At 62.4% G+C, this 26,302-nt stretch carries 25 protein-coding genes and 1 riboswitch; of the genes, 23 read left to right on the forward strand and 2 right to left on the reverse strand.

Annotated features, from left to right (window positions below; genetic code table 11):
* Positions 1-60: 60 nt before the first annotated feature.
* Positions 61-2,553, reverse strand: coding sequence for a TonB-dependent receptor plug domain-containing protein (locus DWU98_RS00400; RefSeq protein WP_115493509.1), 2,493 nt, complete (start codon positions 2,551-2,553; stop codon positions 61-63).
* Positions 2,554-2,796: 243 nt separating this feature from the next.
* A riboswitch (cobalamin riboswitch) is annotated at positions 2,797-3,020 on the forward strand.
* Positions 3,021-3,271: 251 nt separating this feature from the next.
* Between DWU98_RS00400 and cobO the strand changes: the two genes are divergently transcribed.
* From cobO to ruvB, 18 genes are all read left to right on the forward strand, one after another.
* Complete coding sequence (gene cobO, locus DWU98_RS00405; protein WP_115494112.1) at positions 3,272-3,874, forward strand: cob(I)yrinic acid a,c-diamide adenosyltransferase; 603 nt, start codon at positions 3,272-3,274, stop codon at positions 3,872-3,874.
* Positions 3,871-5,163 carry a cobyrinic acid a,c-diamide synthase CobB gene (locus tag DWU98_RS00410; RefSeq protein WP_115493510.1) on the forward strand — a complete coding sequence of 431 codons (1,293 nt, stop codon included), beginning with the start codon at positions 3,871-3,873 and terminating at the stop codon, positions 5,161-5,163. The genes cobO and DWU98_RS00410 overlap by 4 nt, the downstream gene beginning before the upstream one ends.
* Positions 5,160-6,080, forward strand: a complete 921-nt coding sequence (gene cbiB, locus DWU98_RS00415; RefSeq protein ID WP_115493511.1) for an adenosylcobinamide-phosphate synthase CbiB — start codon at positions 5,160-5,162, stop codon at positions 6,078-6,080. The genes DWU98_RS00410 and cbiB overlap by 4 nt, the downstream gene beginning before the upstream one ends.
* Positions 6,073-7,056 (forward strand): threonine-phosphate decarboxylase CobD, encoded by a 984-nt coding sequence (cobD, locus tag DWU98_RS00420; protein WP_115493512.1) that lies wholly within the window; start codon positions 6,073-6,075, stop codon positions 7,054-7,056. Before cbiB ends, cobD begins: the two co-directional genes overlap by 8 nt.
* On the forward strand, positions 7,053-8,537 hold the full coding sequence (locus DWU98_RS00425) for a cobyric acid synthase (RefSeq protein WP_115493513.1): 1,485 nt from the start codon (positions 7,053-7,055) through the stop codon (positions 8,535-8,537). Before cobD ends, DWU98_RS00425 begins: the two co-directional genes overlap by 4 nt.
* Positions 8,525-9,046: a bifunctional adenosylcobinamide kinase/adenosylcobinamide-phosphate guanylyltransferase gene (gene cobU / locus DWU98_RS00430; protein WP_115493514.1), complete on the forward strand. Its 522-nt coding sequence runs from the start codon at positions 8,525-8,527 to the stop codon at positions 9,044-9,046. Before DWU98_RS00425 ends, cobU begins: the two co-directional genes overlap by 13 nt.
* Positions 9,043-10,089 carry a nicotinate-nucleotide--dimethylbenzimidazole phosphoribosyltransferase gene (gene cobT, locus DWU98_RS00435; RefSeq protein WP_115493515.1) on the forward strand — a complete coding sequence of 349 codons (1,047 nt, stop codon included), beginning with the start codon at positions 9,043-9,045 and terminating at the stop codon, positions 10,087-10,089. The genes cobU and cobT overlap by 4 nt, the downstream gene beginning before the upstream one ends.
* A complete protein-coding gene (locus DWU98_RS00440) occupies positions 10,086-10,643 on the forward strand; it encodes a histidine phosphatase family protein (RefSeq protein WP_115493516.1) in 558 nt (185 codons plus the stop codon). Before cobT ends, DWU98_RS00440 begins: the two co-directional genes overlap by 4 nt.
* Positions 10,640-11,365, forward strand: coding sequence for an adenosylcobinamide-GDP ribazoletransferase (locus DWU98_RS00445; RefSeq protein ID WP_115493517.1), 726 nt, complete (start codon positions 10,640-10,642; stop codon positions 11,363-11,365). The genes DWU98_RS00440 and DWU98_RS00445 overlap by 4 nt, the downstream gene beginning before the upstream one ends.
* Positions 11,366-11,447: 82 nt before the next feature.
* Positions 11,448-11,753: an FmdB family zinc ribbon protein gene (locus DWU98_RS00450; protein WP_115493518.1), complete on the forward strand. Its 306-nt coding sequence runs from the start codon at positions 11,448-11,450 to the stop codon at positions 11,751-11,753.
* Positions 11,754-11,843: 90 nt separating this feature from the next.
* The gene (locus DWU98_RS00455) at positions 11,844-13,250 is read left to right on the forward strand and encodes an MFS transporter (protein ID WP_115493519.1); all 1,407 of its coding nucleotides are present in this window, start codon (positions 11,844-11,846) and stop codon (positions 13,248-13,250) included.
* A gap of 94 nt (positions 13,251-13,344) precedes the next feature.
* A complete protein-coding gene (aspS, locus tag DWU98_RS00460) occupies positions 13,345-15,105 on the forward strand; it encodes an aspartate--tRNA ligase (RefSeq protein WP_115493520.1) in 1,761 nt (586 codons plus the stop codon).
* Between the two features lie 179 nt (positions 15,106-15,284).
* Entirely contained in the window at positions 15,285-15,926 is a 642-nt protein-coding gene (locus DWU98_RS00465) for an alpha/beta fold hydrolase (RefSeq protein ID WP_115493521.1), read from the forward strand.
* Between the two features lie 173 nt (positions 15,927-16,099).
* A complete protein-coding gene (locus DWU98_RS00470; protein WP_115493522.1) occupies positions 16,100-16,825 on the forward strand; it encodes a YebC/PmpR family DNA-binding transcriptional regulator in 726 nt (241 codons plus the stop codon).
* A gap of 22 nt (positions 16,826-16,847) precedes the next feature.
* Positions 16,848-17,369, forward strand: a complete 522-nt coding sequence (gene ruvC, locus DWU98_RS00475; RefSeq protein ID WP_196239445.1) for a crossover junction endodeoxyribonuclease RuvC — start codon at positions 16,848-16,850, stop codon at positions 17,367-17,369.
* Positions 17,366-17,962: a Holliday junction branch migration protein RuvA gene (ruvA, locus tag DWU98_RS00480; RefSeq protein WP_115493523.1), complete on the forward strand. Its 597-nt coding sequence runs from the start codon at positions 17,366-17,368 to the stop codon at positions 17,960-17,962. The genes ruvC and ruvA overlap by 4 nt, the downstream gene beginning before the upstream one ends.
* Positions 17,963-17,965: 3 nt before the next feature.
* Entirely contained in the window at positions 17,966-19,867 is a 1,902-nt protein-coding gene (locus DWU98_RS00485; protein WP_230474602.1) for a potassium transporter Kup, read from the forward strand.
* Between the two features lie 57 nt (positions 19,868-19,924).
* Complete coding sequence (gene ruvB, locus DWU98_RS00490; protein ID WP_115493525.1) at positions 19,925-20,962, forward strand: Holliday junction branch migration DNA helicase RuvB; 1,038 nt, start codon at positions 19,925-19,927, stop codon at positions 20,960-20,962.
* 381 nt (positions 20,963-21,343) lie between these two features.
* On the opposite strand, the gene DWU98_RS00495 is transcribed toward ruvB, so the two are convergent.
* The gene (locus DWU98_RS00495; protein WP_147293168.1) at positions 21,344-21,850 is read right to left on the reverse strand and encodes a hypothetical protein; all 507 of its coding nucleotides are present in this window, start codon (positions 21,848-21,850) and stop codon (positions 21,344-21,346) included.
* A 392-nt stretch (positions 21,851-22,242) separates the two neighbouring features.
* Between DWU98_RS00495 and ybgC the strand changes: the two genes are divergently transcribed.
* From ybgC to tolB, 5 genes are read left to right on the forward strand one after another with little or no spacing between them, the layout of a single operon-like run.
* Positions 22,243-22,656, forward strand: a complete 414-nt coding sequence (gene ybgC, locus DWU98_RS00500; RefSeq protein ID WP_115493527.1) for a tol-pal system-associated acyl-CoA thioesterase — start codon at positions 22,243-22,245, stop codon at positions 22,654-22,656.
* Between the two features lie 45 nt (positions 22,657-22,701).
* Positions 22,702-23,385: a protein TolQ gene (tolQ, locus tag DWU98_RS00505; RefSeq protein ID WP_115493528.1), complete on the forward strand. Its 684-nt coding sequence runs from the start codon at positions 22,702-22,704 to the stop codon at positions 23,383-23,385.
* Positions 23,386-23,400: 15 nt separating this feature from the next.
* Positions 23,401-23,847 (forward strand): protein TolR, encoded by a 447-nt coding sequence (gene tolR / locus DWU98_RS00510; RefSeq protein WP_115493529.1) that lies wholly within the window; start codon positions 23,401-23,403, stop codon positions 23,845-23,847.
* Positions 23,834-24,772 (forward strand): cell envelope integrity protein TolA, encoded by a 939-nt coding sequence (tolA, locus tag DWU98_RS00515; RefSeq protein ID WP_115493530.1) that lies wholly within the window; start codon positions 23,834-23,836, stop codon positions 24,770-24,772. The genes tolR and tolA overlap by 14 nt, the downstream gene beginning before the upstream one ends.
* 11 nt (positions 24,773-24,783) lie before the next feature.
* Positions 24,784-26,103 carry a Tol-Pal system beta propeller repeat protein TolB gene (tolB, locus tag DWU98_RS00520; RefSeq protein ID WP_115494114.1) on the forward strand — a complete coding sequence of 440 codons (1,320 nt, stop codon included), beginning with the start codon at positions 24,784-24,786 and terminating at the stop codon, positions 26,101-26,103.
* Positions 26,104-26,302: the final 199 nt, after the last annotated feature.

The following is a 26,302-nucleotide window of genomic DNA, read 5'->3' on the forward strand; positions in this document are numbered from 1 at the left end:
CATTGGCCGGGATTTTTGCGTGCATGCATCGCACGAGTACTTGGCAGTGGGCTTGTTGGATCACCAGTGATAGATCACTTTGGTGTAATAGTAACGCCCATTGAAGCCCGCGGGTGAAAATTCTGAATACGGAATCGTTCCGTTGGTGCTGTTCGCCGCGATCACCTTGTCCGGATAGCTGTTGGTGGCGTTGTCCACGCCCAGCGAGAAGGTCCAGTTGTCCAAGTTGTAACTGCCGGCCACATCCAGCACCCATTGCGGGCTGTAGGTCTGATTGAGCAGATACGTACTGTTGCTGTACGCGGTGAAGCTGCCATAGCGGATGAGGTTGCCGTTGAATACCCAGTGGCCCAGTGTGTAGTTCTCATTGAAGATCAGCTTGCTGCGTGGTGTGGAATTGGCCAGGAGGCCTTTGATATCGCGATACGTGACACGCTCCAGCTGCAGGCCTAACGCATCCAGCTGCGATGGGTTGGCGGCCACGTGCGTCACCTGAGTGCGGTTGTAGTTGTAGCTCAAGGTGCTATCGAGGGAGCCGGCGTTGCCGAAATCGGAGTGATAGCTCGTGACCAGGTCACCGCCTTGCGTGCGCGTGTTCACGGCATTGGTGAAGTACTGCGCCGAGCTGTACGCCACGTCGGTAATGCCGTTGGCGGCCAGGTAATCCACCACCACCGGTGTGTTCAACCCGCTCAGCGTGCTGGACAGCACGATGCGGTTGTAAATGTTGATCTGATAGAGATCGAACGTCAGCGTCAGCGGATCGATCGGATTGAAAACCGCGCCCACCGTGTAGTTGTGCGACCGCTCCGGCCGCAGCGCCTGCGCGCCCAGCAACTGCGCCACCGGGTTGCTTACCGGCAACAGGCCCGTCTGATAGATACCCGGCGCAACACCGGGGCCGGCACTGCTCGGCGTGAGGTACAACGAGCCGATCTGCGAATAATCCTCCTGTGCCAGCGAGGGCGCGCGGAAGCCGCTCGATACACTGCCGCGCAGGGCGAAGCGATCGGTGAAGTCGTAGCGTGCCGCGAAAGCACCGGAAACCGTGTTGCCGAAATCGTTGTAATCCTCATGCCGCACGGCGAGCGACGTGCCGAGCTTGTCGGTGAGGTTGGTTTCCAGGCTCACGTATTGCGCCACGTCGCTGCGGCTCCACGCGCCGGTGTTCACCGGGCTGTAGCCGCTGAAGCCTTGGGCGCCGCCCGTCAGGCCGGATGTACCCACGTAATAGGAGCTGGGGTCGCCCGCGCTGATCGAGTAGGTGTTGCGCTGGTATTCGCCGCCAAAAGCGAGCGTCACCGCGTTGGGCAGCCAGCTCAGGTTGAAGTCCTTCGCAATGTCGACATCCGCCACCTGCTGAGCAGACGACACGATGCCGTCGAAGAAATGCGTGGGCGTGTAGCCGAAATCATGCAGGAAGGCATAGTTGGCCGTGTTGATCGTATCGAGCGACACACGATTGCCGCCATAGTTGGCACTCACATCCCAGCGCCAGCCGCTGGCGGTGGTGCCGCGCACACCGGCCACGAGTGATTCGTCGGTGCTGCGCGACTGCAGCAGCGGCTGATAGCCGCCGGGATAGAGCGCGCTGAGCAGCGTGCTCACCGACGATGGGTAGCCATACGGGTTGCGATACAGCTCATCGGAAATCGCGTTGCGCTCGTGATAGCTGCCAAACGCGTAGAACTGGATGTTGTGGGTGATGTCGTACTGCGAATTGAGGAACAGGTTGTGCTGGCTCACGGTGGGGTCGCCGAATACCTGCTTCTCGCCCAGTTGTGGATAGCGCACATCCACGCCGCCATGGTTGGTCGGATCCTGATGATCATCATCCACGCTGATGCGCAGCCAGCCCTTGTCGCCATTGAGCGGAATGCCGACGTTGGCCGAACCCTGCCATTGCTTGCCGCCACCGGTCTGGTAGTGGCCGCCGTCCAGTTCGACCGAACCGCCTTGCGCACCATGCTTGAGGATGATGTTGATCACGCCGGCGATCGCATCCGAACCGTATTGCGCCGACGCGCCGTCGCGCAGCACTTCGATGTGATCGATCGCCGAGAGCGGGATGGTGTTCAAATCCACCGGCGCCGAGCCGCGGCCAATAGTGCCGTCCACATTCACCATTGCGCTGGTGTGCCAACGCTTGCCATCGACCAGCACCAGCACTTCATCCGGTGCGAGGCCGCGCAACTGCGCCGGGCGCTGCGAGTCGGTGGTGTCGGTCGCGGCGGGGCGGGGAAAATTCAGCGATGGAATCAGGCGCGCCAGCGCGGTGGAGAGTTCATTGGTACCCGTGCTCTGCAAGGCGGAAGCCGGCACTACATCGATCGGCGACAGCGAGGTGCTATCGGTGCGGTTCTGCGCACGCGTGCCGGTGACGATTACCGCCTGCAGATTTTTCGTATTGCCATTGCTGGGTTGGGAGGACGCTTGCGGAGTGTCCTGCGCGGCAGCGTGGGGGGTGAGTGCAAGCAGGAGGGAGGCGGTCAGTATCGACGTGGCGTTCGTGCGAAGGCCCTCTGAACGGGGCCGATGGTTGTCGTTCTTCATTGCGTGGTAATTCCCCTGGGCAAAAGGTTGTTGCGTAGCAACAATTTCAGGTTAGTGACAACAGCGCTGGTCGACAACGGACGATTGGGCTTCGGTAAGTCCAAACAGAAATATGTAAGCAGGATGGGTAGTTGGCTCGCCCTTGTGCCGAGATACGCCCCCAAACGCACCACCTGGGAGCATCGTCAACCGTAGGTGTAGAGCCGGTATAGAGCACAGGCTAGGCGCACGGGTGGCCAGGTTCTAAGATGCAGCGACTGAGGTGACTGCCGGTGTTTGCCGGCGGTTGAAACGGGAATCCGGTGCGCCGCACATCCATGCGACTCAAGCCGGAGCTGCCCCCGCAACGGTAGGCGAGCAAAACGATCCGCATATGGCCACTGTGCCCGCGCACGGGAAGGCGTGGATCGGAAGGCATGAACCCTTCGCTCGCAAGTCCGGAGACCGGCCTCGGCACAGAACCTGCTCCGCCACGCCCACCATTGTTCGAACGCAATGTGGGCTTGCGGTAGCCAGGCGTTCCAAACCGGACGGGCGGAGGGCCATGTCGCGGGCCGCTGCGTCAGTGCCGGTGCCGCCGTCGTCGTCCTCCTTGCGTTTTGATGCATGTCTGAATGACGTGCTTAAGGAGTGTCGACATGCAGTGCCACGCGTTCTTTGTTTCCTGCGCCCACCATGACGAGGTGCGTGCATGAGCGAGCGTCCACCGCGCGAGGACATGACGCCGGAAGAGCGCCACCGCGAGCGCATGCAGCGCAAGAAGGAGCTGGTCGATCGCAAGATCGCCCGCGCCACCATCGATCGCGGCGTGCTGGTGGTGAACACCGGTAACGGCAAGGGCAAGAGTTCTTCGGGCTTCGGCATGCTGGCGCGCGCGCTGGGCCACGGCTTTCGATGCGGCGTGGTGCAGTTCATCAAGGGCACCTTCTCCACCGGCGAGGAAGCGTTCTTTCGTCGCCTCGGCGGCGATCAGCTCGATTACCACGTGATGGGCGAAGGCTTCACCTGGGAAACGCAGGACAAATCACGCGACATCGCGGCGGCACAGGCTGCATGGACTGTGGCGGCCCGTATGCTGGCCGATTCCGCGTATGACTTCGTGCTGCTGGATGAACTCAACATCGCGCTCACCAAGCAGTATGTGCAGCTTGAGCAAGTATTGACCGCAGTGAGTGCGCGTCCACCGCGCCAGCACGTAGTGATCACCGGGCGCGGCGCGCCCGATGGCTTGGTCGCCGTGGCCGACACGGTGACGGAGATGCGCGTGGTGAAGCACGCATTCGACGCCGGCATCAAGGCGCAAAAAGGCATCGAGCTGTGAGTGTTCGCCAGGTGCCGGCTCTGCTGGTTTCCGCACCGGCGTCGGGGCAAGGCAAGACGTCGGTGACGGCGGCGCTGGCGCGCTGGCATGCGCGCCAAGGTCGACGCGTGCGGCTATTCAAGACGGGGCCGGATTTTCTCGATCCCATGGTGCTTGCCCGCGCGGCCGGTACATCGGTCTATCAGCTCGACCTATGGATGTGCACGGAATCGGATGTGCGCAAGCGTCTGTTCGATGCAGCGGGCGATGCGGATCTGATCCTGGTCGAGGGCGTGATGGGACTGTTCGACGGCGCGCCGTCCAGCGCTGATCTTGCCCGGCAATTAGGATTGCCGGTGCTGGCCGTGATCGACGGTTCGGCGATGGCGCAGACCTTTGGCGCGCTGGCACTTGGCTTGGCGAACTATCGCGAAGGGCTGTCGCTGTATGGTGTGGCGGCCAATCGCATCGGCAGTGCGTATCACGCGCAATTGTTGAAAGAGAGCCTGCCCGCTCCTTTGCATTGGTTGGGTGCGTTGCCGCGCGACGAACGGCTTGGGTTGCCGGAACGACATCTGGGCCTGGTTTCCGCGGACGAATTGTCGGATATCGATGCGCGCCTGGACGCGCTGGCGGATGCCTGGGCACAGCATGCGAGCACAGCGTTGCCGCCAGCCGTCAGGTTCGAACAGCCTGTGACGAGCGTGTGCCCGCGATTACTGCAAGGGCAACGCATTGCGATAGCGCGAGACGATGCGTTTTGCTTCATCTATCCGGCCAACGTGGATTTACTGCGTGAAGCGGGCGCTGATCTACACTTCTTTTCACCCCTGGCCGGTGATGCGTTGCCCGATTGCGACGCGGTGTGGTTGCCGGGTGGCTATCCGGAATTGCATCTGGAGAGCTTGTCGCAACGACATGATCTGCACGCTGCATTGCGTGCGCATCGCGATGCGGGCAAGCCCATGCTGGCCGAGTGCGGCGGCTTGTTGTTTGCGCTGGATACGCTTGCCGATCGTGATGGCAACGAAGCACACATGGCCGGCCTGTTGCCGGGGAGTGCGACGATACAACCGCGATTGAGCGCCTTGGGCTTGCAACACGTGAACCTGCCCGAAGGCGACTTGCGTGGGCATACCTTCCACTACGCGCGAGCCACTGTCGATGCGCAGCCGTTGGCCCATGCATTGAATCCGAACGAGGGTCCTTGCAAGGAAGCTGTCTATCGCGATCGCCGGCTTACCGCGAGCTTCGTGCATTTCTACTTTCCTTCCCAGCCCGAAGCCGCGCTGCGGCTGTTCCTGCCATGAGCACGGTGTTGGCCATGCTCGCTGCCGTGTTGCTCGATCACGTGTGGGGTGAGCCGCGTCGCGCGCATCCGTTGGTGTTGTTCGGTCGCATGGCGAATTGGATCGAGCAACGCACCTACGCGGACCGGCGCATAAGCGGGGGGCTCGCATGGTCGCTTGCCGTGCTGCCCTGCGTGGTTGTGCTGCTTATCGTTCAGCGCTACGCGCCGATGTGGCTTGCGTGGTGCATGGCGGTCATCGTGCTTTACGCTGCGCTTGGTTTGCGCAGTCTGGGCGAACACGCGCAACCGGTTGCGAGCGCATTGGTGGCGGATGATCTCGATGCAGCACGCGTAGCGGTTTCGCGCATGGTTAGCCGCGATACCGCCGCCTTGAGCGCAGAGCAGGTCGCCACCGCAGCGACCGAATCGGTGTTGGAAAACGGCGCCGATGCGGTGTTCGGCGCCTTGTTCTGGTTTGCGGTGCTGGGCGCACCCGGCGCGCTGTTGTATCGGTTGGCCAACACACTCGATGCCATGTGGGGCTATCGCACGCCGCGTTACACGCGATTCGGCTGGGCCTCGGCGCGCCTGGATGATGTACTGAACTTCATCCCCGCGCGCCTTACGGCGTTTACCTACGCAATGTGCGGTCATTTCGATGGTGCGGTGCGTTGCTGGCACACGCAGGCACCCCGCTGGAAAAGCCCCAACGCAGGTCCGGTGATGGCCGCCGGTGCCGGCGCATTGCGCGTCAAGTTAGGTGGAGCGGCGCCGTATCACGGTGCCTGGGTTTTGCGCCCGGAACTCGGTGCAGGTGCTTGCGCCGATGCCATGAGTATCGAACGCGCATTGGGCCTGGTGCGTCGTGGCGTGGTTCTTTGGTTGGTGGTGGCATTGCTGATTGGCTTTGGCATGTGGGGGAGTGCGCATGCTTGAGCATGGCGGCCGGTTGCAGCGCGCAGCGCAGGAATACGGTATTGCTTCAGCGCAGTGGCTGGACCTTTCTACCGGCATCAGCCCATTCGGCTGGCCAGTGCCGGATGTACCGCCGCCGATATGGCAACGGCTTCCTGAAGATGAGGATGGCTTGAACGACGCGGCATGCGCGTATTACGAGGCAGCGCATGTCTTGCCCGTGGCCGGTTCGCAAGCGGCTATTCAAGCGTTGCCATGGCTGCGGCCGACAGCCCGGGTGGGCATCATTGCGCCCGGATACGCTGAGCATGCGCATGCCTGGCGACGCGCGGGTCACCAAGTGACGTGCCTGCCTGCCGACATCCTGCTGGCGGACGTCACGGCATGGGATGTGCTGGTGCTGATTCATCCCAATAACCCCGGTGGCGAACGCTTTGATCCGCAAGCGCTGTTGCGCGCGCATGCCGAACTCGCCGCTCGGGGCGGTTGGTTGGTGATCGATGAAGCTTTCATGGATCTCACGCCAGCAGACAGTCTGTGTCGCTATGCCTTGCGCGAAGGGTTGATTGTGCTGCGCTCGGCCGGCAAGTTTTTCGGGCTTGCCGGTGCGCGGGCTGGCTTTGTGTGTGCCTCGCCGCAACGGCTCGGCGAGTTGCGTGAGGCACTCGGTCCGTGGGCATTGAGTGGCCCCACGCGCTATGTACTGCAACAGGCGCTGGCCGATCGTTTGTGGCAGGCGCAGGCACGCGCACGCCTGGCGCATGCCGGTGAACGTCTTGCAGGCGTGTTGAGCAGACATGGCTTGCAACCGACGGCGGGCTGCGGATTGTTCCATTGGTGCCGACGGGATGATGCGGCGGCCATCCACCGTGCGCTGGCTATGCGCGGCATTCTTACGCGTTTGTTCGACACGCCACCGAGTCTTCGCTTCGGCTTGCCCGCGGATGATGCCGCATTCGATCGCCTCAATGCGGCATTGAGTGAGGTGATGCGATGAGCGCGCGCGTGTTGATGGTGCAGGGTTGCACGTCCGATGCAGGCAAAAGCACGCTGGTGACGGCACTGTGTCGGTGGGCGCGTCGGCACGGTGTGCGCGTTGCGCCTTTCAAGCCGCAGAACATGGCACTGAATTCGGCGGTGACGAGTGATGGGGGCGAAATCGGCCGCGCACAGGCGGTGCAGGCGCAGGCATGCGGATTGGAGCCGCGCATCGATTTCAATCCGGTGCTGCTCAAACCCAACAGTGACATCGGTGCACAAATCATCGTGCATGGCCGGCCGGTGGCCGATATGGATGCGCGCGATTATCACGACTACAAACGACGCGCATTCGACGCGGTATTAGCTTCGCACCAGCGGCTGGTGGATGCGTTTGAGGCGGTGATCGTGGAGGGTGCGGGAAGCCCTGCCGAGATCAATCTGCGCGACCGCGATATCGCCAACATGGGTTATGCCGAAGCGGTGGACTGCCCGGTGATCCTGGTGGCCGATATCGATCGTGGCGGTGTATTTGCGCATCTTGTCGGCACCCTGGCATTGCTTTCCCAGAGCGAGCGGGCGCGTGTGGCCGGCTTCGTGATCAACCGCTTTCGCGGCGATCTTGCCTTGCTGCAATCGGGGCTCGATTGGCTGGAGCAGGAAACAGGCAAGCCCGTGCTAGGTGTTCTGCCGTATCTGCATGGTCTGCAGCTGGAGGCCGAAGATGCATTGCCGCGTGCGCGCGAAGAGAAGCCGCAGGCATCCTTGCGCGTGGTGGTGCCGGCGTTGCCGCGTATCAGCAATCACACGGATTTCGACGCGCTACGTGCGCATCCGGACGTGGATCTGCGCATGATTGGGCCAGGTGATGTGCTGCCTTCGTGCGATCTCATCGTGCTACCCGGTTCGAAATCCACGCGTGCTGACCTGGCCTGGCTGCGCACGCAAGGCTGGGACACCGCCATCGCACGACATGTGCGCTATGGCGGCAAAGTATTGGGCATTTGTGCTGGTTTGCAGATGCTGGGGCGGGCCGTGCATGACCCGCACGGCATTGAAGGCGCGCCCGGATCGAGCGAAGGTTTGGGGTGGCTAGACCTGGAAACCACGCTTGCGCCGTACAAGCAGCTTCACCGCGTGCAGGGCCACTTTAGCTTTGCCGATGCTGCTGCCGATGCCGCCGTGCAGGGCTATGAAATCCATTGCGGTATAAGCCGTGGTGCGGCGCTTGCGCATCCTTGCGCTCGACTCGACGACGGCCGCGACGACGGTGCCGTTTCGCACGATGGCAACGTGATGGGCACCTATCTGCACGGCGTGTTTGATCATCCGCGCGCGTTGGCGGCGTTGCTGCAGTGGGCGGGCTTGCGTCACGTCACAGCGTTGGATGTGCGCGCCTTGCGCGAAGCGTCCATCGAGCGACTGGCGGACGTCGTGGAAAAGCACCTCGATACGGCATGCTTGTCACGGTGGCTGGGGGTCACGCCATGCGTACCTTGATACTCGGCGGTGCTCGCTCCGGCAAAAGCGCGCTGGCGGAACGGCTTGCCGGTGGCAGTGAGCGGGATGTCCTCTACATCGCCACCGCGCAAGCGGGGGATGGTGAGATGGCGGCGCGCATCGCGCATCATCGCGCGCGCCGCCCAGTGCAGTGGCGGTGCATCGAGGAGCCGCTGCGACTGGCGGATGTATTGCGCGAAAACGCGGGCGACGCTCGCTGCCTGCTGGTCGATTGCCTCACGCTATGGCTGAGCAATCTGCTCGCCCATGACGACCCGCAACGATTCGAGCGCGAGCGCGCACAGTTGCTGGAAGCGTTGCCGCAGTTGCCCGGTGACCTGATCATGGTCAGCAATGAAGTGGGTCTGGGCATCATCCCGATGGGTGCACTGACGCGCCGCTTCGTGGATGAGGCCGGGCGCCTGCACCAGGCGATTGCTTCCGTGAGCGAGCGCGTTATTTTCGTCGCCGCGGGTTTACCTCTTGCACTTAAAGGAACGCTCCCATGAGCCTCGACTGGCTTTACGCACCTTGTGTCCACGCTGATGCCGATATCGCCGAGTCGGCGCATGCGCATCAACTGCAACTCACCAAGCCGCCGGGGTCGCTCGGTCAATTGGAAGCGGTTGCGATCCAGCTTGCATCCTTGCAGCACACGAAGCATCCGGCGGTGGATCGCGTGTGGATCAGCGTGTTCGCCGCGGACCACGGTGTGGCGGAAGAAAACATATCGGCGTTTCCGCAAGTGGTCACGGGCGAAATGGTACGCAACTTCGCCAGCGGCGGCGCGGCCATCAGCGTGCTTGCGCGCAGCCTGGAAGCAACGCTGGATGTGGTGAATCTGGGCACGGTGAACGATCCGGGCGAAATCCCCGGCGTGCGTCGTGCGATCATCGCGCCTTCAACCGCGAACTTCTGCCGCGAAGCGGCGATGACCCCCGCGCAGCTCGAGGCGGCGCTGGCGGCGGGCGCACAAAGCGTACGCATGGCGAAGGCCGCCGATACGCAGCTTTTCATCGGTGGCGACATGGGCATCGGCAACACCACATCGGCCGCCGCGCTGGCGAGTGCGTTGCTTGATGAACCGCCATCCTGCCTTGCCGGTGCGGGCACCGGCCTCAATGCGACCGGCATCCAGCACAAGGTCTCGGTGCTGGAGCGCGCGTTGGCGTTGCACGGCACTGCCAAGGACGCTTTGGAGCAATTGCGTTGCGTGGGTGGTTTCGAAATCGCCGCGTTGACAGGTGCTTATCTGGCCGCGGCGCAGGCGGGCATGCCGGTGTTGGTCGACGGCTTCATCACGACTGCCGCGGCGCTGGTCGCGGTGACGATTCAGCCGGATGTGCGCCCTTGGTTGTTGTTCGCGCACCGTTCGAAAGAGCACGGCCATGCGCGATTGCTGGCGGCGATGGATGCTGCGCCGCTGGTCGACCTTGGTTTGCGGCTGGGCGAAGCCAGTGGCGCCGCGCTGGCGGTACCGTTGCTGCGACTGGCCTGCGCTTTGCACAACGGCATGGCCACGTTCGAACAAGCCGGCGTATCCACCGCATGAACATCGAGATTCAATTGCTACGGCATGGTGATACCGCACAGCGCAGTTATCGCGGTCAGCTGGATGACGCCTTGAGCGAATTGGGCTGGAGCCAGTTACGCGGCGCCGTCGAAGGGCATGCATGGGATGCCATTGTTTCCTCGTCGTTGCAACGCTGTGCCGCGTTTGCGCGGGAGCTTTCGCTGGCGCGTGGATGGCCACTGCGTATCGATGCGCGACTGGCCGAATACCATTTTGGCGCATGGCAAGGCGTGCCCATTGAGCAGATTGCGCAAGAGCAGGGTGATGCGCTCGCGCGGTTCTGGGCCGATCCGGTGGCCTGTCCACCGCCGGGCGCGGAAACGTTTGAAGCGTTTCGTGATCGGCTTTGCGCCGCACTCGATGACGTCGCCTCGGACCCACCGGGGCGACGCGTGCTGGTGATCACGCATGGCGGCGCGATCCGCCTGCTGCGCTGCCTGGTTGAGCGGCGTAGTTATGGCGACATGGCCGGCATCGAGGTACCGCATGCCTCGCTGCATCCGCTGTCGTGGCCGGTTGCGGTGAGCGCGTGATGCGCGGTTTGCTGATCGCGATGGGTTTTCTGACCCGGCTGCCGGTGCCGGCGCATGCGTACGACGATCCGCGCGCACGGGCCGACTCGCTGGCGTGGTATCCCCTGGTCGGCCTGCTGCTCGGGCTGCTGCTTGGGGTATTGGCGTGGCTGCTGCGCGACACGGCCTCGCTGTTGTCGGCGGCGATGCTGGTTGCTGCGTGGGTTGCGCTCACCGGGGCCTTGCATCTGGATGGCCTGGCCGATACCGCCGATGCCTGGGTCGGCGGCATGGGTGACCGCGAAAAAACCCTGGCCATCATGAAGGACCCGCGCTGCGGACCGGTCGGCGTGGTGGCGGTGGTGCTGACCTTGATGTTGAAGTTCGCCGCGGTGGCAAGCCTCGGCCCGGCGCCCTGGGTGGCGCTGCTGCTGGCACCTTGGCTGGCGCGAGCCAGCCTGACGGCACTGTTTCTCACCACGCCTTATGTTCGCAGTGGCGGCCTGGGCGCCGCGCTGGCGGATGCGCCGCGTCAGCCCTGCATGGCGGCGCTCGTACTCAGCGCGGTGGGGTGCGTGCTGCTCGGTTGGCGCGGGATAGTGGCGCTGGCTTTGGCGGCGTTGGTGCTGGCGCTCGGGCGCCGGGCTTGCCTGCGACGGCTGGGCGGATTCACGGGCGACACCGCCGGCGCACTGGCCGAAATGGTCGAGGTCGCAGTGCTGGTAGTCTTGGCAGTCCGCTGAGCCCGCCGTTGAATTCGGCCGGTTCGTCCCGATACTCCCGTCGTCCAGAGCTCCGCTGGCAGCTAAACGGAGGCCTTTGCCTATGCCTATCTACGAATTTCAATGCAACGCTTGCGGCCATCGCTTTGACCGCTTGCAGAAACTGTCCGATCCCGATCCGTCCGATTGCCCGAGCTGCGCGGCACCGCAGGTGCAGCGGCAGCTGAGTGCGCCGCAGTTCCGGCTGGCCGGCGGTGGCTGGTACGAGACCGACTTCAAGAAAAATGGCGACAAGAAGCGCAACCTCGCTGGCGAAACGGCGACGGCTTCGCCTGCTGACAAAAGCGCCAGCCCATCACCCACACCGACTGCTGCGCCTGCGCCCACACCCTCATCGTCTACGACCTGACAGCGCCGGCTGGCTAAACTCGGCGCGCAGGCCCGCATGTGGCGGCGTTTCATCTTGCATAATTGCGCGACGTAGCGGAGCCGGTCAGGGATGACGCCATCTTTAAACGAGCACCAGCAGACCCTTGACGCGGCGACGATTGCCGCGCGACTCGACCGTTTGCCGCCTACGCGCAGCGTGTGGAAGTGGGTGTGGCTGGTCGGCCTGGGGTTTTTCTTCGAGCTGTATGACCTCTTGTACAGCGGTTACGTCGCGCCGGGCCTGGTCAAGAGCGGCATGCTCAGCACAACCACGCCCGGCCTGTTCGGCACCCACGGCGTCGCGAGCTTCATCGCTGCGCTGTTTTGCGGCTTGTTCGTGGGGACCTTGGCGTGCGGTTTTCTTGCCGACCGATTCGGCCGGCGTGCGGTCTTCACGGCTTCCTTGCTGTGGTACACCGCGGCGAACCTGGCAATGGCGTTCCAGCACACAGCGACGGGACTGAATGCGTGGCGTTTCGTGGCCGGCCTTGGGCTGGGTGTGGAGATGGTCACCATCGGCACTTATTTGTCCGAGCTGGTGCCGCGACAGATTCGTGGCCGTGCGTTTGCCTGCGTGCAGGCGATCGGCTTTGCCGCGGTACCGGTGGTGGCCTTGCTCGCCTATCTGCTTGTGCCGCGTGCGCCGCTGGGTTGGGATGGGTGGCGCTGGGTGGTGGTGATCGGTGCAACGGCAGCGTTGTTCGTCTGGTGGATTCGCTGCGGATTGCCCGAAAGCCCGCGCTGGCTTGCTCAGCGCGGACGCCTGGAGCAAGCCGACCGCGTGTTGCGCGCGTTGGAGCAGAGCGTGCAGGCGGAATACGGTCGGCCTTTGCCCGCGCCGTTGCTTCTGCCGGAATCGGGCTTCGTGCGTCGTCGCCCTGCGAGCATGCTCGTGCCACCGTATCGTCGGCGAGTACTGATGATGTCGATCTTCAACCTGTTCCAGACGGTGGGTTTCTACGGCTTCGCCAACTGGGTACCGACGTTGCTGATCGGCCGCGGCGTCACCGTCACCAGCAGTCTGCTCTATGCCAGCCTGATCGCGCTTGCCGCACCGGTGGGGCCGCTGATCGGGCTGCGCATCGGCGATCGCTACGAGCGCAAGCACGTGATCATCGCCATGGCCTGCGCCATCATCGTCTGCGGTCTGCTGTTCAGTCAGGTCTCTACGGCGCTGCTGCTGGTGCTGCTTGGGATCGGGCTGACCCTGGCCAACAACATCATGTCCTACAGCTATCACGCCTATCAGGCCGAGCTGTTTCCCACCGCCATACGCGCGCGGGCCGTCGGGTTCGTCTATGCGTGGAGCCGCTTTTCCGCGATTTTCACCGCCTTCGTGATCGCCGACATGCTGAAGTGGGCGGGCACAGCGGGTGTGTTCGTGTTGATCGCGGGGGCCATGCTGATCGTGGTGGCCGTGATTGGGCTGATGGGCCCGCGCACGCGCCACCTGGCGCTGGAGCAAATCGCCGGCTGACGCCCCGCGCGGCGCAATGTCGGGGGGAATGCTAAGATTCCGGGCCTTTTCCATGCCCAATTCGCCGCCCCGGCGGCCCGGAGTTCCTTTTCGTATGCGCACGCATTACTGCGGCCTCATCAACGAGTCGCTGATCGGCCAGACCGTCACCTTGTGCGGCTGGGTGAATACCCTTCGCCTGCAGAGTCACGTTGCCTTCGTCGATCTGCGCGACCACGAGGGCATTGCCCAGGTGGTGATCGAGCGCGAAAACGCGGGCGCCTTCGCTGTCGCCGGCGAACTGGGTTACGAATATTGCGTGCGCGTTACCGGCAGTATCCGCAAGCGCCTGTCGGCCAACGACAAGCTCAAGACCGGTACGGTGGAGCTCCTGGCCGAGCAGGTGGAGATTCTCAACGCCGCGAAGGATCTACCCTTCGCGCTGCACGAGAACCCCAACGAGGACATGCGGATGACCTACCGCTACCTCGATCTGCGCCGCCCGGACATGCAGCACATGATGCGCACCCGCATCAAGCTGGTGCAGGCGCTGCGCCGTTATCTGGATGCACGTGCGTTCCAGGATGTCGAAACGCCCATCCTCACCAAGGCCACGCCGGAAGGTGCGCGCGACTACCTGGTGCCCAGCCGCGTGCATCCGGGCCAGTTCTACGCATTGCCGCAGTCGCCGCAGTTGTTCAAGCAGATCCTGATGATGGCCGGTTTCGACCGCTACTATCAGATTGCTCGCTGCTTCCGTGACGAAGACCTGCGCGCCGATCGGCAGCCGGAATTCACCCAGCTCGACATGGAATTCGCCTTCGTCGAAGAGAAGGACGTGCAGGATTTCGTGGAAGCGATGATCCGCCACGTGTTCAAGGAGGTGGTGGGCGTGGAGCTCGCCGAGCCGTTCCCGCGCATGACCTGGGACGAAGCGATGCGCCGCTATGGTTCCGACAAACCGGACTTGCGCATCGCGCTTGAATTGGTCGACGTTGCCGGCGCGCTCAAGAACGTTGAGTTCAAAGTGTTTGCCGAGCCGGCGAACGATCCGGCCGGCCGCATCGCCGCGCTGTGCTTGCCGGGCGGTGCCGCGCTCAGCCGCAAAGAGATCGACCAGCTCACCGACTACGTCGCCAAGTACGGCGCAAAAGGGCTGGCCTGGATCAAGGTAGAAGACCTCGCCAAGGGTCGTGAAGGCGTGAACTCGCCGGTCGCCAAATTCCTCGACGACGCGGCGCTCGATGCCGTGCTCAAGGCCACCGGTGCGCAGTCGGGCGACATGGTGTTCATCGGCGCAGGCAAGTGGAAAGCCGTCACCGATTTCATGGGCGCCTTGCGCCTGAAGGTCGGCAAGGATCGCGGTCTGGTGGAAAACAGCTGGAAGCCGCTGTGGGTTACCGATTTTCCGATGTTCGAATACGATGAGGAAGAAAAGCGCTTCGTCGCCCTGCATCACCCGTTCACCGCGCCCAAGGTGGACGATATCGCCGAGTTGCGTGCGAACGCTGGGATCGCCGTGAGCCGCGGTTACGACATGGTGCTCAACGGCAACGAGATCGGCGGTGGTTCGATCCGTATCCATCGCCCCGACATGCAGAGCGCGGTGTTCGATCTGCTCGGCATCGGCGCGGAAGAAGCGCAGATGAAGTTCGGCTTCCTGCTCAAGGCGCTGAAACTCGGTGCGCCGCCCCACGGCGGCATCGCCTTCGGCATCGACCGCATCGCAGCGCTGATGGTTGGTACCGAATCGATCCGCGACGTGATCGCATTCCCCAAGACCACCAGCGCGCAGGATCTGATGACCGATGCGCCCTCGCCGGTCAGCGATGCGCAGTTGAAAGAGTTGCACGTCGCAGTGAAAACGCCGGAGTGAGGTTACATTGAGCCGTCGTTCCCGCGGGGGCGGGAATCCATGATGCTTTCACGCACGAAGCAAACATGGATTCCTCGCTTCTCAAGCCCGGGCATATCCATGTGCCTTCCCCACGTACCCGCTTGCGCGGGAATGACGGCCTTCAAGTTTGCCGATCATCGTGTGACTGCCCCGACCTCATGACCGAACACGTCATCCTGCTGCACGGCCTGTGGATGCGTGGTTTCGCGCTGGGCATGTTGCATCGCCGCCTGATGGAAGAGGGCTTTCGCGTCCATCGCTTCGACTATATGAGCGTGGCGGCAACGCAGGAGCACATTCTGGCGCGGCTGAACGCGAACATTCGCCATTACGCGCCTGGTCCGGTGCACCTGGTGGGTCACAGCCTGGGGGGGCTGCTGGCGCTGCGCGCCTGCCTGGAAGTCCAGGATCTGCCGCCCGGACGCATCGTGTGCCTGGGCTCGCCGCTGAAAGGCAGCGCGGCGGCACGTGCCTTCGGTCGCCTGGGGCGCGGCGGCGAGGTCCTGCTGGGCCATAACCGTCATCTGCTGGAAGTAGGCCTTGAGACCTGGAAGGGTCCGCGCGAGGTTGGGGTAATCGCCGGCTCCATGCCAATCGGCCTGGGTGCGATGCTCAGCCCGATTACGGGCGAGCACGATGGTACCGTGGCCGTGGAGGAAACCCGGGTACCGGGTCTGGCCGCCCACTGCGTGGTGGAAACCAGCCACACGGGCCTGCTGTTTTCGGCCGAAGTGGCGCGGTTGACCGCGTCGTTCCTGCGCGAAGGCAGCTTTGGGCCGCTCTCTCCTGCGAAATCCTAGCTTCGTCGCCCCGGCGAAAGCCGGAGCCCGGTGGCTTGATCGTCCAAAAAGCCGCTAGGCCCCGGCTTTCGCCGGGGCGACGCGTGTAAACAATCCGCGGGGGAAGGAAGTGGGATGGCGCAATGCAGTAAAATCCCCCGCTTTCCACTTTCAAACCCAAGCCAGGTATCCCCATGGGTAGAGGCCCGTCCATCGAAGGTCGCAAGAATGCCGAAGACGCCAAGCGCGCCAAGGTGTTCACCAAGCTGATCCGCGAAATCACCGTCGCCACGCGTGCCGGCGTGCCGGACCCAGCGCTCAACCCGCGCCTGCGTACGGCCGTGGACAAGGCGCTGACCGCCAATATGTCCAAGGACACCATCGAGCGCGCCATCAAGCGCGGCTCCGGCGCGGATGGCGGCGCGAAGATGGAAGAGCTGCGTTACGAAGGCTACGGCCCGGGCGGCATCGCGCTGATCATCGAATGCTTCACCGATAACACCACGCGCACCGTGGCCGATGTGCGCCACGCGCTCACCAAGCATGGGGGCAACCTTGGCACCAGCGGTTCGGTGGCGTTCCAGTTCACGCGTTGCGGCGAACTCGTGTTCACCACGAACGGCGATGCGGCGGCAGAAGAAAAAATCCTGGAGGCGGCACTTGAGGCTGGTGCCGACGACGTGATCAACGAGAACGGCGAAAGCACCGTGATCTGCGCACCGGAGAATTTTGAATCCGTGCAGCAGCAACTCATCAACGCGGGCCTCGATGCGCAGCACGCGGGTGTGGTGATGCGCCCGAACAATCGCACGGCAGTGGCGGGCGAAACGCTGGAAACGCTCACCGATCTGCTCGAAAAACTCGATGGCCTCGATGACGTGAGCGAGGTCTATCACAACGCCTTGCTACCGGCTGAGTGATCGGCTTCCAAGCCGCTTCTCAATGATCCGCATCATCGGCATCGACCCAGGCAGCCAGCGCACCGGCATCGGCATCGTGGATGTCGATGCTGCGGGCAAGCTGTCGCATGTTTTTCATGCCGCCTTGATGGTCGCCGATGAAGAGACGTTCACGCTGCGCCTGAAGCGTATCTTCGACGGTATAGATGAAATCATCGCCACGCATCGCCCTGTCGAGTGCGGCATCGAGCGCGTATTCATGGCGCGCAATGCCGACTCGGCGCTCAAGCTCGGACAAGCGCGCGGCGCAGCGATTTGCGCGGTGGTCCATCGCGGTATCGCCGTGCACGAATACGCGGCGACCGAAGTGAAGAAGGCGGTGGTCGGTGGCGGCCGCAGCGACAAGACGCAGGTACAGCACATGATTGGTGTACTGCTCGGGCTCAAAGGCCCGATTCAGGCCGACGCAGCCGATGCGCTGGCGATTGCCGTGGCGCATGCGCATACGCGCGCCAGTCTCGAACGCGTGGGCATTCCACGCACTGCATGGAGACGTCGCCGATGATCGGCCGCCTAAGAGGCATCCTGATATCCAAGCAGCCGCCGTGGCTGCTGGTGGAAGTCGGTGGCGTGGGCTACGAATTGGAAGCGCCCATGTCCACCATCTACGACCTGCCGGCTACCGGTAAGGAAGTCACGCTGCTGACTCATTACGCGGTGAAGGAAGACAGCGTGGCGCTCTACGGTTTTTTCCATGAAGCCGAGCGCGCATCGTTCCGCAATCTGCTCAAGGTGAGCGGGATCGGCGCGAAGACCGCACTGGCCGTGCTTTCGGGTGTCTCCACGCAGGATTTCGCCCGGCTGGTGCAAGCAGGCGATGTCGTGGCGCTTACCAAGATTCCAGGCATCGGCAAGAAAACGGCCGAGCGGATCATCGTGGAGCTGCGCGATCGCGTGGATGGCTTGGGCGTCGGCGTGGCAAGCCTCGCTGCAACATCCGGCGCGCCGCTCGACCCTGCTGCCGAAGCCACCGTGGCGCTGCAACAGCTCGGCTACAAGCCTGCCGAAGTAAGCCGCCTGGTGCAGAAGGTGGCCGAACCCGGCGACAACGCCGAAACCATTATCCGCAAGGCGCTGCGCGCCGCACTCGGGAGTTGATTCGTGGGTCAAGACATTCATCAGGGAGTGAGCGAGGGGGATAGCCGCAAACGGCTCGCTGTCTTGGCGCTGGGCGCCATCGGTGTCGTTTACGGCGACATCGGTACCAGTCCGCTGTATACCTTGCAGACCACGTTGAGCTATGAGGGCAAGATGCCGCATCCGGACAGCATCTACGGAGTGCTGTCGCTGATCTTCTGGGCGCAGATCATCGTGGTGTCGCTGAAGTACGTGCTGTTCATCATGCGCGCCGACAACAAGGGCGAGGGCGGCATCATGGCGCTGATGGCGCTGGCGCTGCGCGGCGTGGGCGGAAAGCCCCGATTGCGCTGGCTGCTGGCGATCATCGGTATCTTCGGTGCTGCGTTGTTCTACGGCGATGGCGTGATTACACCCGCGATTTCGGTGCTCTCGGCGGTGGAAGGCGTAAAAGTGGCGGCGCCGGCGCTGGGGCACTGGGTGATGCCGGTGTCGGCGGTCATCCTGTTCTTTCTGTTCGCCCTGCAAAAACACGGTACCGATCGCGTAGCCAAATTGTTCGCACCGGTGATGGTGGTGTGGTTTATCGTCATTGCGCTGATCGGTTTGCACAATATCGTGCAAACGCCGGAGATTTTGCGTGCAGTGTCGCCGCACTATGGCCTGCACTTCTTTGTGCGGCACGGCTGGGGCGCTTTCGTCGCGCTGGGCGGCGTGGTGCTGGCTTTGACCGGCGCCGAAGCGCTGTATGCGGACATGGGGCATTTCGGCAAGCGGCCCATTCGTGTGGCTTGGTTCTACTTCATCCTGCCGGCGCTGGTGCTCAACTACTTTGGCCAGGGCGCCCTGCTGCTGCGCGATCCGGCTGCCATCGACAATCCGTTCTTCAAAGCAGTGCCGTCGATGTTTCTGTATCCGATGATCGGCCTGGCGACGGCCGCCACGGTGATTGCATCGCAGGCGGTCATTTCCGGCGCGTTTTCGATGACGCGCGAGGCAATGTCGCTCGGCTATTCCATGCGCATGCCGGTGGTGCATACGTCGCGTGAGATGTCGGGGCAGATCTTCGTGCCGTGGATCAATGCGTTCCTGCTCGTCATGGTGTTGGTCGCCGTGGTGGGTTTCGGCAGTTCGGACGCATTGAGCGCCGCTTACGGTATCGCCGTGACGGGTACGATGAGCATCACCACGATTCTGGCGTTGTTTGTGGCGCGCCATCAGTGGCGTTGGCGCTTGCCGTTGCTCATCCTGGTGGGTGCGTGTCTGCTCATCATCGATCTGTCGTTCTTTGGCGCGAACCTGCTCAAAGTCGAAGCGGGTGGCTGGTTCCCGCTGGTGCTGGGCCTGGGCGTGTTCGTGGTGATGACGACTTGGCGCCGCGGTCGCGAGCTGGTGGTGCGCGAGATCAAGCAAGGTGGCCTGGCATTGCAGCCGTTTATCGAAAGCATCAGTCAGCATCCGCCCTTACGCGTGCCGGGCACCGCGGTGTTCCTCACCGCCAACCAGAATGCAGTGCCGCATGCCTTGCTGCATAACCTCAAACACAACAAAGTGCTGCACGAGCGCAACGTCATGCTGACGGTGGAAATGCTCGAATCGCCTGTCGCGGACCCCGATGAACGCATCCACCTGTCTCCGATGGGCGGCAACTTCTGGGGGCTGGAACTGCGTTTCGGTTTCGCCGAGGACCCCAACATTCCGCTGGCGCTGTCCAAATGCGCCAAATCCGGCGTGCCGTTCGACCTGATGGATACCACCTTCTTCCTTTCGCGCGAGAACATCGTCGCCGACAAGCGCCGCCCCGGCATGGCGTTATGGCGCGACCGGCTGTTCGCCTTCCTGTCACGCAATGCACTGCCGGCGACGGCGTTCTTCCAGATTCCCGGCAATCGGCTGATCGAGCTGGGAACGCAGGTGGAGATTTGATCGGGCGGGGGCGCTGCATGTGCCCCTGGAGCCCCCGGTCTCAGCCATAATCGCCGCATGTCCGATCACCGCATCATCGCTGCTGCTGCTCACCTCGACGACGAAGCGCTCGAGGCGTCCATCCGTCCAAGGCGGCTGACCGAATACCTCGGCCAGCAGGCGGTGCGCGAACAGTTGTCGATCTATATCGAAGCGGCGAAAAGGCGCGGCGGCGCGCTCGATCACGTGCTGATCTTCGGGCCGCCAGGCCTGGGCAAGACCACGCTCAGCCATGTGATCGCCAACGAGCTGGGCGTGAACATTCGCTCCACTTCCGGGCCTGTGCTCGAGCGTGCAGGGGATCTCGCCGCGCTGCTTACCAATCTCGAAAAGAACGACGTGCTGTTCGTCGACGAGATCCATCGTCTCTCGCCGGTGGTGGAGGAAGTGCTCTACCCGGCGATGGAAGATTTCCAGATCGACATCATGATCGGCGAGGGTCCGGCCGCGCGCTCGATCAAGCTGGATCTGCCGCCGTTCACCCTGATCGGCGCGACCACGCGCGCGGGGCTGCTCACGGCGCCCTTGCGCGATCGTTTCGGCATCGTCCAGCGGCTGGAGTTTTATTCGCCCGACGAGCTCACTGCGATCGTGCGTCGCTCGGCACGCATTCTTGGTATTCCCTGCGATGTAGATGGTGCGCAGGAAATCGCGCGTCGCGCGCGTGGCACGCCGCGCATCGCCAATCGGTTGCTGCGTCGTGTGCGTGATTACGCCGAAGTGCGCGCCAGCGGCCACATCACCCACGAGGCGGCGAACGCCGCGATGGACATGCTCAAAGTCGATGCCGAAGGCTTCGACGAACTGGACCGCCGCCTGCTCGCCATCATCATCGAGAACTTCGACGGCGGCCCGGTCGGCGTGGAATCGCTGGCCGCCGCGCTAAGCGAAGACCGCGGCACGCTCGAAGACGTGGTCGAACCGTATCTGATCCAGCAAGGCTTCCTGATCCGCACCGCGCGCGGCCGCATGGCCAGCGCAAAGGCCTGGCGTCACCTCGGCCTCACGCCGCCAACTCCGCGACAGTCTCCGGATTTATTTGGGGATGGTGCTTAGCTGGTCGGCGTTCTCAAGGTGATCGCCACCATACGACAACGCTTGCAGTCCAAAGCGCCAAGCCGAGATAACTAACGGCGCGTATCAAAGGCTCTGGGCGGTATTCGGAGGTTTTAAACCCCTGGTAAATCTCTCCGAGAGTGGCGTTCAATTTGGCCGGACGTGGATGCTTTCTGAAGGCTTCAGCCCATGCCAAACAGAGGAAGCCGCCAGCGCCGAGATAGGAAGCCGGCGATCCTTTCCCCTGGTAGAGGGTCGATGCTGTGCATGCCAAAGAAACAAATACCCACATCCATCGTGAATTCCATAGGCTTGAACTGGCCATGATTTCTCCAAAGTTGACTGGTCGAGCAATAGATCACTCGACCTTGGCGTTTTAACTTAGTAACAGCCTTGTGAGCCCCAATAAACTTCCATGGGTTCAAATTCGCCGAAATCGCCAGATGGATTTCCGCTGCCGCTAATGGGATATCCAAACAAGGCATCAAACGAGGCTTGGTACTGGCCCTGCTTGATCTCACTCCATGATTGATTGGTTGCATCCACCATGCCCGCGATCGTGCCGCCTATGGCGTCGCCTAGTGCCGGATCATATGTATCAATCAGGGAGTTGATCCCTGCGCCAATTAAGGCACCGGTTCCGTAAGCCGGCAGCAGCCGGCTTGCCGAGAACAAGCCTGTTTCCGCGATGGCACTTTTTACGCTCAGGTTGCCAATCGGGGCAGTACGAAATTCTAAATAGATGTCGTAAAGCGTCATATCTATGTTTGGAGCAGGACCTGCCATGGGCGACATTAAGTCGGGCGATGACAAGGCATCGACAGGATCCAGGGTAGCTATCTTCGCATTGAAAGAGTTTCGAACATTAGATGACGTTAGATGATGCATATGCTTCGACGGCTGTTTGGACTGGCTCGGCGCCAAACACTTTGACCGCTTGCAACGAGCAATGAGGCAGATGCAATGAAGTACGATTTTTTCATTTTTGCCCCTTTACCATTGGTCGATTAAAGCTGTTGTCTTGGCACGGTTCATATAAAAATGACCGGAGAACGTGCTAGTCCAGCTTGCAATGGGCGAACAAAATCAAGAAGTAGTGAGGTCTGTCGTTTCTTGTAGTCCTCTCGTCCGACAGAGATGGGAATTCCCTTGTTGCTACTGGCGGTCGTATGAGGGGTGGTCCGCCATGCATATCGAAGGAATGACCCTGGGGCGACCCGTCTCTGCTGCGGGGCATCTGTTAAGCTTCGAGATCACTCCTTCTCTGCCATTGACTCGCCATGCTCTCCTCATTCCACTGGCCAGTACGCGTCTACTGGGAGGATACCGACGCCGGCGGCGTGGTGTATCACGCCAGTTACCTGCGCTTCCTCGAACGCGCCCGTACGGAATGGTTGCGTGGCCTGGGTGTAGACCAGCTGGCGTTCAAGGAGGCCACCGGGCTGGCTTTCATGGTGCACCGGATGGAGATCGACTTTCTCAAGGCCGCCCTGCTGGACGATGAACTGACGGTCAGCGTGGCAGTCAAAGAGCGGCGTTCAGCCAGTATTCTTTTCGCGCAAACGATCAGCCGGGCCGATGGTGCCGTGCTTATCCAGGCGCAGGTTCGCGCGGCATGCGTGGATCTGAAACGGATGCAGCCCGCGCGGATTCCGCAAGACATTACCGGCCGGATCGATCACGTCCCGGCCTGATCCAGATATTTACGACATACCCATGTGGTGGAGAACCCCCAAGCCATGAACGGTGGATTGAACGTTTTCGAGATCGTTGCGGACGCCAGCTGGCCAGTGAAGCTAGTGATGCTGGTGTTGCTGGTGCTCTCCTTCATGTCCTGGGTGATCATCATCCGCAAGTACTCGCAGCTCAAAGCAGCGATGGGCAATGCCGAGTCCTTCGAGGAGCGCTTCTGGTCCGGCGCGGATCTGGCGCAGCTGTTCCGCGAGGTGAGCAACGGTGGCGATAGCGGCGGCATGGAGAGCATCTTCGAGTCGGGCTTTCGCGAATTCGTGCGGCAACGTCAGCGCCGTGGCAGCGACATGCCCACCGTGATCGAGGGTTCCGAGCGCGCCATGCGCGTGGCCGGCACCAAGGAAATCGGCTTGCTGGAACGCAATCTGGAATTTCTGGCCAACGTCGGTTCCATCAGTCCGTACGTGGGCTTGTTCGGCACCGTGTGGGGCATCATGGGTGCCTTCCAGGGCCTGGGTGAGATGAAGGACGTCACCATCGCCGTGGTTGCGCCGCACATTTCCGAAGCACTGATCGCCACGGCCATGGGCCTGTTCGCCGCCATTCCGGCAGTGTGGGCGTACAACCGTTATGCCAACAAGGTCGAGCGCGTCGCATCGCGTTACGAGGTGTTCCAGGAAGAGTTCTCGTCGGTGCTGCAGCGTCAGATCCAGATCGACGACAACCACTAAGCGAGGCCCGCGATCATGCTCAGCTCCGCGCGCCATAAGCGTCTGAAACTCAAATCCGAAATCAACGTCGTGCCCTACATCGACGTGATGCTGGTGCTGCTGATCATCTTCATGGTCACAGCGCCGATGCTCAACGCCAACGTCGATGTCAACCTGCCGCAAGCCAACGCCAAGTCGCTGCAGGACAAGAAAGAGCCGGTGATCGTCTCGGTCGACTCCCAGGGCCACATGTACCTCACCCTGGGCACCAGCAAGAAAGAACCCATCGAAGCCGATGCGCTGAAGGTCAAGGTTGGCGCATTCGTGAAGCAGAATCCGGATGTGAATGTGCTCGTCGCGGGCGATCGCGACGGCAAGTATGACGGGGTTTATCAGGTACTGGCCTTATTGCAGCAAGCCGGCGTGGCCAAGGTCGGTTTGATGAGTGCGCCGGAGACGGGCAATCCGAATGGAAGACCGTAACGCCAAGGGCACGCCGCTCGCGGTCGTCCTATCGGCCGTTCTCCATCTGGGCATCGTCGCCTTCCTGTTCCTGGCACTGCTGCCGTGCACGACGTATGAGAAGTTTCTCACCGCGTTGCACTTGCCCAACCCGATTACCTGCACGCCGCCACCGCTGCAGCTCAGCGGGCCGCCGATCGAGGCCACGCTGATCGGCAATACGGCTGCGCCGCCGCCTAAGTCGGTGAAGGTCAAGCCGATCCCCAATACCGTGCCGCCGCCACCTTCGATACCGCCGCCGCCGCCGCCGCAGGTGGAGCAGCCCAAGGTGAGCCAACTGCCGCCGCCGCCCGAACATCCGGATGTGGTCGATCAGGAGCGCGTGGTGCAAGAGGCCCTGCAGAAAGCCGAGGACGCCAAGAAAGAGCAGGAAGAAAAAGAGCGCCAGCGCCAGGCAGAATTGGACGCCCAGGCGGCCAAAAAGAAGGCCGAGCAGCAGAAGGTAGATGAGCTGTTCAAGCAGCTCGATGCCGCCTCGGCCCAGACACAGAAGGCCGATAGCAAGGCCAAGCAGGCCAAACAGCAGCTGGCTGACCTGAAAAATGCCCAGCTCAACGGGCAGGAGAACCTGCCGAACGCGCCACAAACCCAAACCGGCAACAATTCCAACAGCACGCTGCTATCGCAATATTTGGCGGCGATTCAGAACGCCGTCACGCAGAATTGGATCAGGCCGGATAACATGCCGGACGCGCCATGCGTGGTTCACATCGTGCAGATTCCTGGCGGCCAGGTGCTGAGCGCCAAGGCATCGGCGAACTGCCCCTATGACGCGGCGGGCAAGAAATCCGTGGAGGATGCCGTGCTGCGTGCGCAGCCGCTGCCCTACCAGGGATTCGAAAAAGTTTTCCAGCGTGACATCAATTTCACCTTCAGACCGCAATGAGCAAGTCACCCATGCGCAGATCATCCCGATCGCTATTCACCCTCATGCTGCTGCTGATCGCAGCGCTGGTTGCAGGCCCCGCTTTTGGCCAGGCGTTGAACGTACAGATCGTCGGCGGCATCAAGTCCGCTACGCCGATCGCGGTCGTGCCATTCGCCCAAACGGGTGCGCCGCTGCCCACCGATGTGGCCGACGTAATCCGCAACGATCTCAACCGCTGCGGCAAATTCCGCTCGTTGGCAGTGAGCGAGATCGTCGAGCAGCCGAGCCAGGGCTCGGACATCAAGTTCGCCACCTGGCGTCTGCTCAAGCAGGATTACATCGTGATCGGCCGCATCAAGGATGCCGGCAATGGCATGGTGTCGGTCGAATACGAGCTGTGGGACGTCAACCGCCAACAGCGTCTGCTGGGTGGTGCCATGCCGCCGGCGTCCATCAGTGACCTGCGCAGCGTGGCGCACCAGATCGCCGATGCCATCTATCAGCAGATCACCGGCGTGCGCGGTGCGTTCTGGACGCGCATTGCCTACATCACCATGGTCGGCACCGGCAACAACGCCAACTATTCGCTGATCGTGGCCGATTCGGACGGCTACAATCCGCAGGTGGTGGCGCGCTCGCACGAAGCGCTGCTGTCGCCCAAGTGGTCGCCGGATGGCTCCCGTATCGCATACGTATCCTTCGAAAGCGGCAACTCGGCCGTCTATGTCCAGAACGTCACGACGGGTGCGCGTCAGCTGATTTCTGGCCGCGCCAAGGGCATCAACAGCGCGCCAGCCTGGTCGCCGGATGGCAGCAAGCTGGCCTTGTCCTTGTCATATACGGGCAATCCGGAGATCTATGTCATGGACCTGGCCAGCCGCCAGGAAACCCGCCTGACCCGCAGCCTCGCCATCAATACCGAGCCGGTCTGGTCGCCGGATGGCCAGAGCATCTATTTCACCTCTGACCGCTCTGGACGCCCGCAGATCTATCGCATGCCGGCCACGGGTGGCACACCCGAGCGCATCTCCTTCCAGGGCCAGCAGAACCTGGACTCCAACATTAGCTACGATGGCAAGCAAATTGCCATGGTGCAGGCCAACGGGAACGTGTATCGTATCGCCATCATGGACCAGAGCCTCGGTGGGCAGGTGCGCTTCATCTCGCCCGGTCCGATTGACGAATCGCCAAGCTTCGCGCCGAACGCCAGCATGTTGATCTACGCCGCCACCGATGGAGTCCGAGACGTGCTTTATGCCGTTTCGAATGATGGCATGGTGCGTCAGCGCCTGGCGCTCGCCGATGGCAACGTCCGCGAGCCGGCCTGGGGACCTTATCGCAAGCAGTAAATCCAGCCGGTCGCGCCTGAAGGCGGGGCCGGATGTCCGAGGAGGGGCTCGGGACGCATAAGCGTCCCGGCCAAGGCGGGCGTGGCGCTTTGCCATGCCTGTTTTAGGGGCCTCTGCAGTACAATGCGTGGCCTTAGTTTGTCGCAGTAAGAAAAAACAAAACAACAGCCGGTTCACCGGCGATGGCTGTCCCTAACCG

Source organism: Dyella monticola, from assembly GCF_003363155.1.
Classification (GTDB): domain Bacteria; phylum Pseudomonadota; class Gammaproteobacteria; order Xanthomonadales; family Rhodanobacteraceae; genus Dyella_B; species Dyella_B monticola.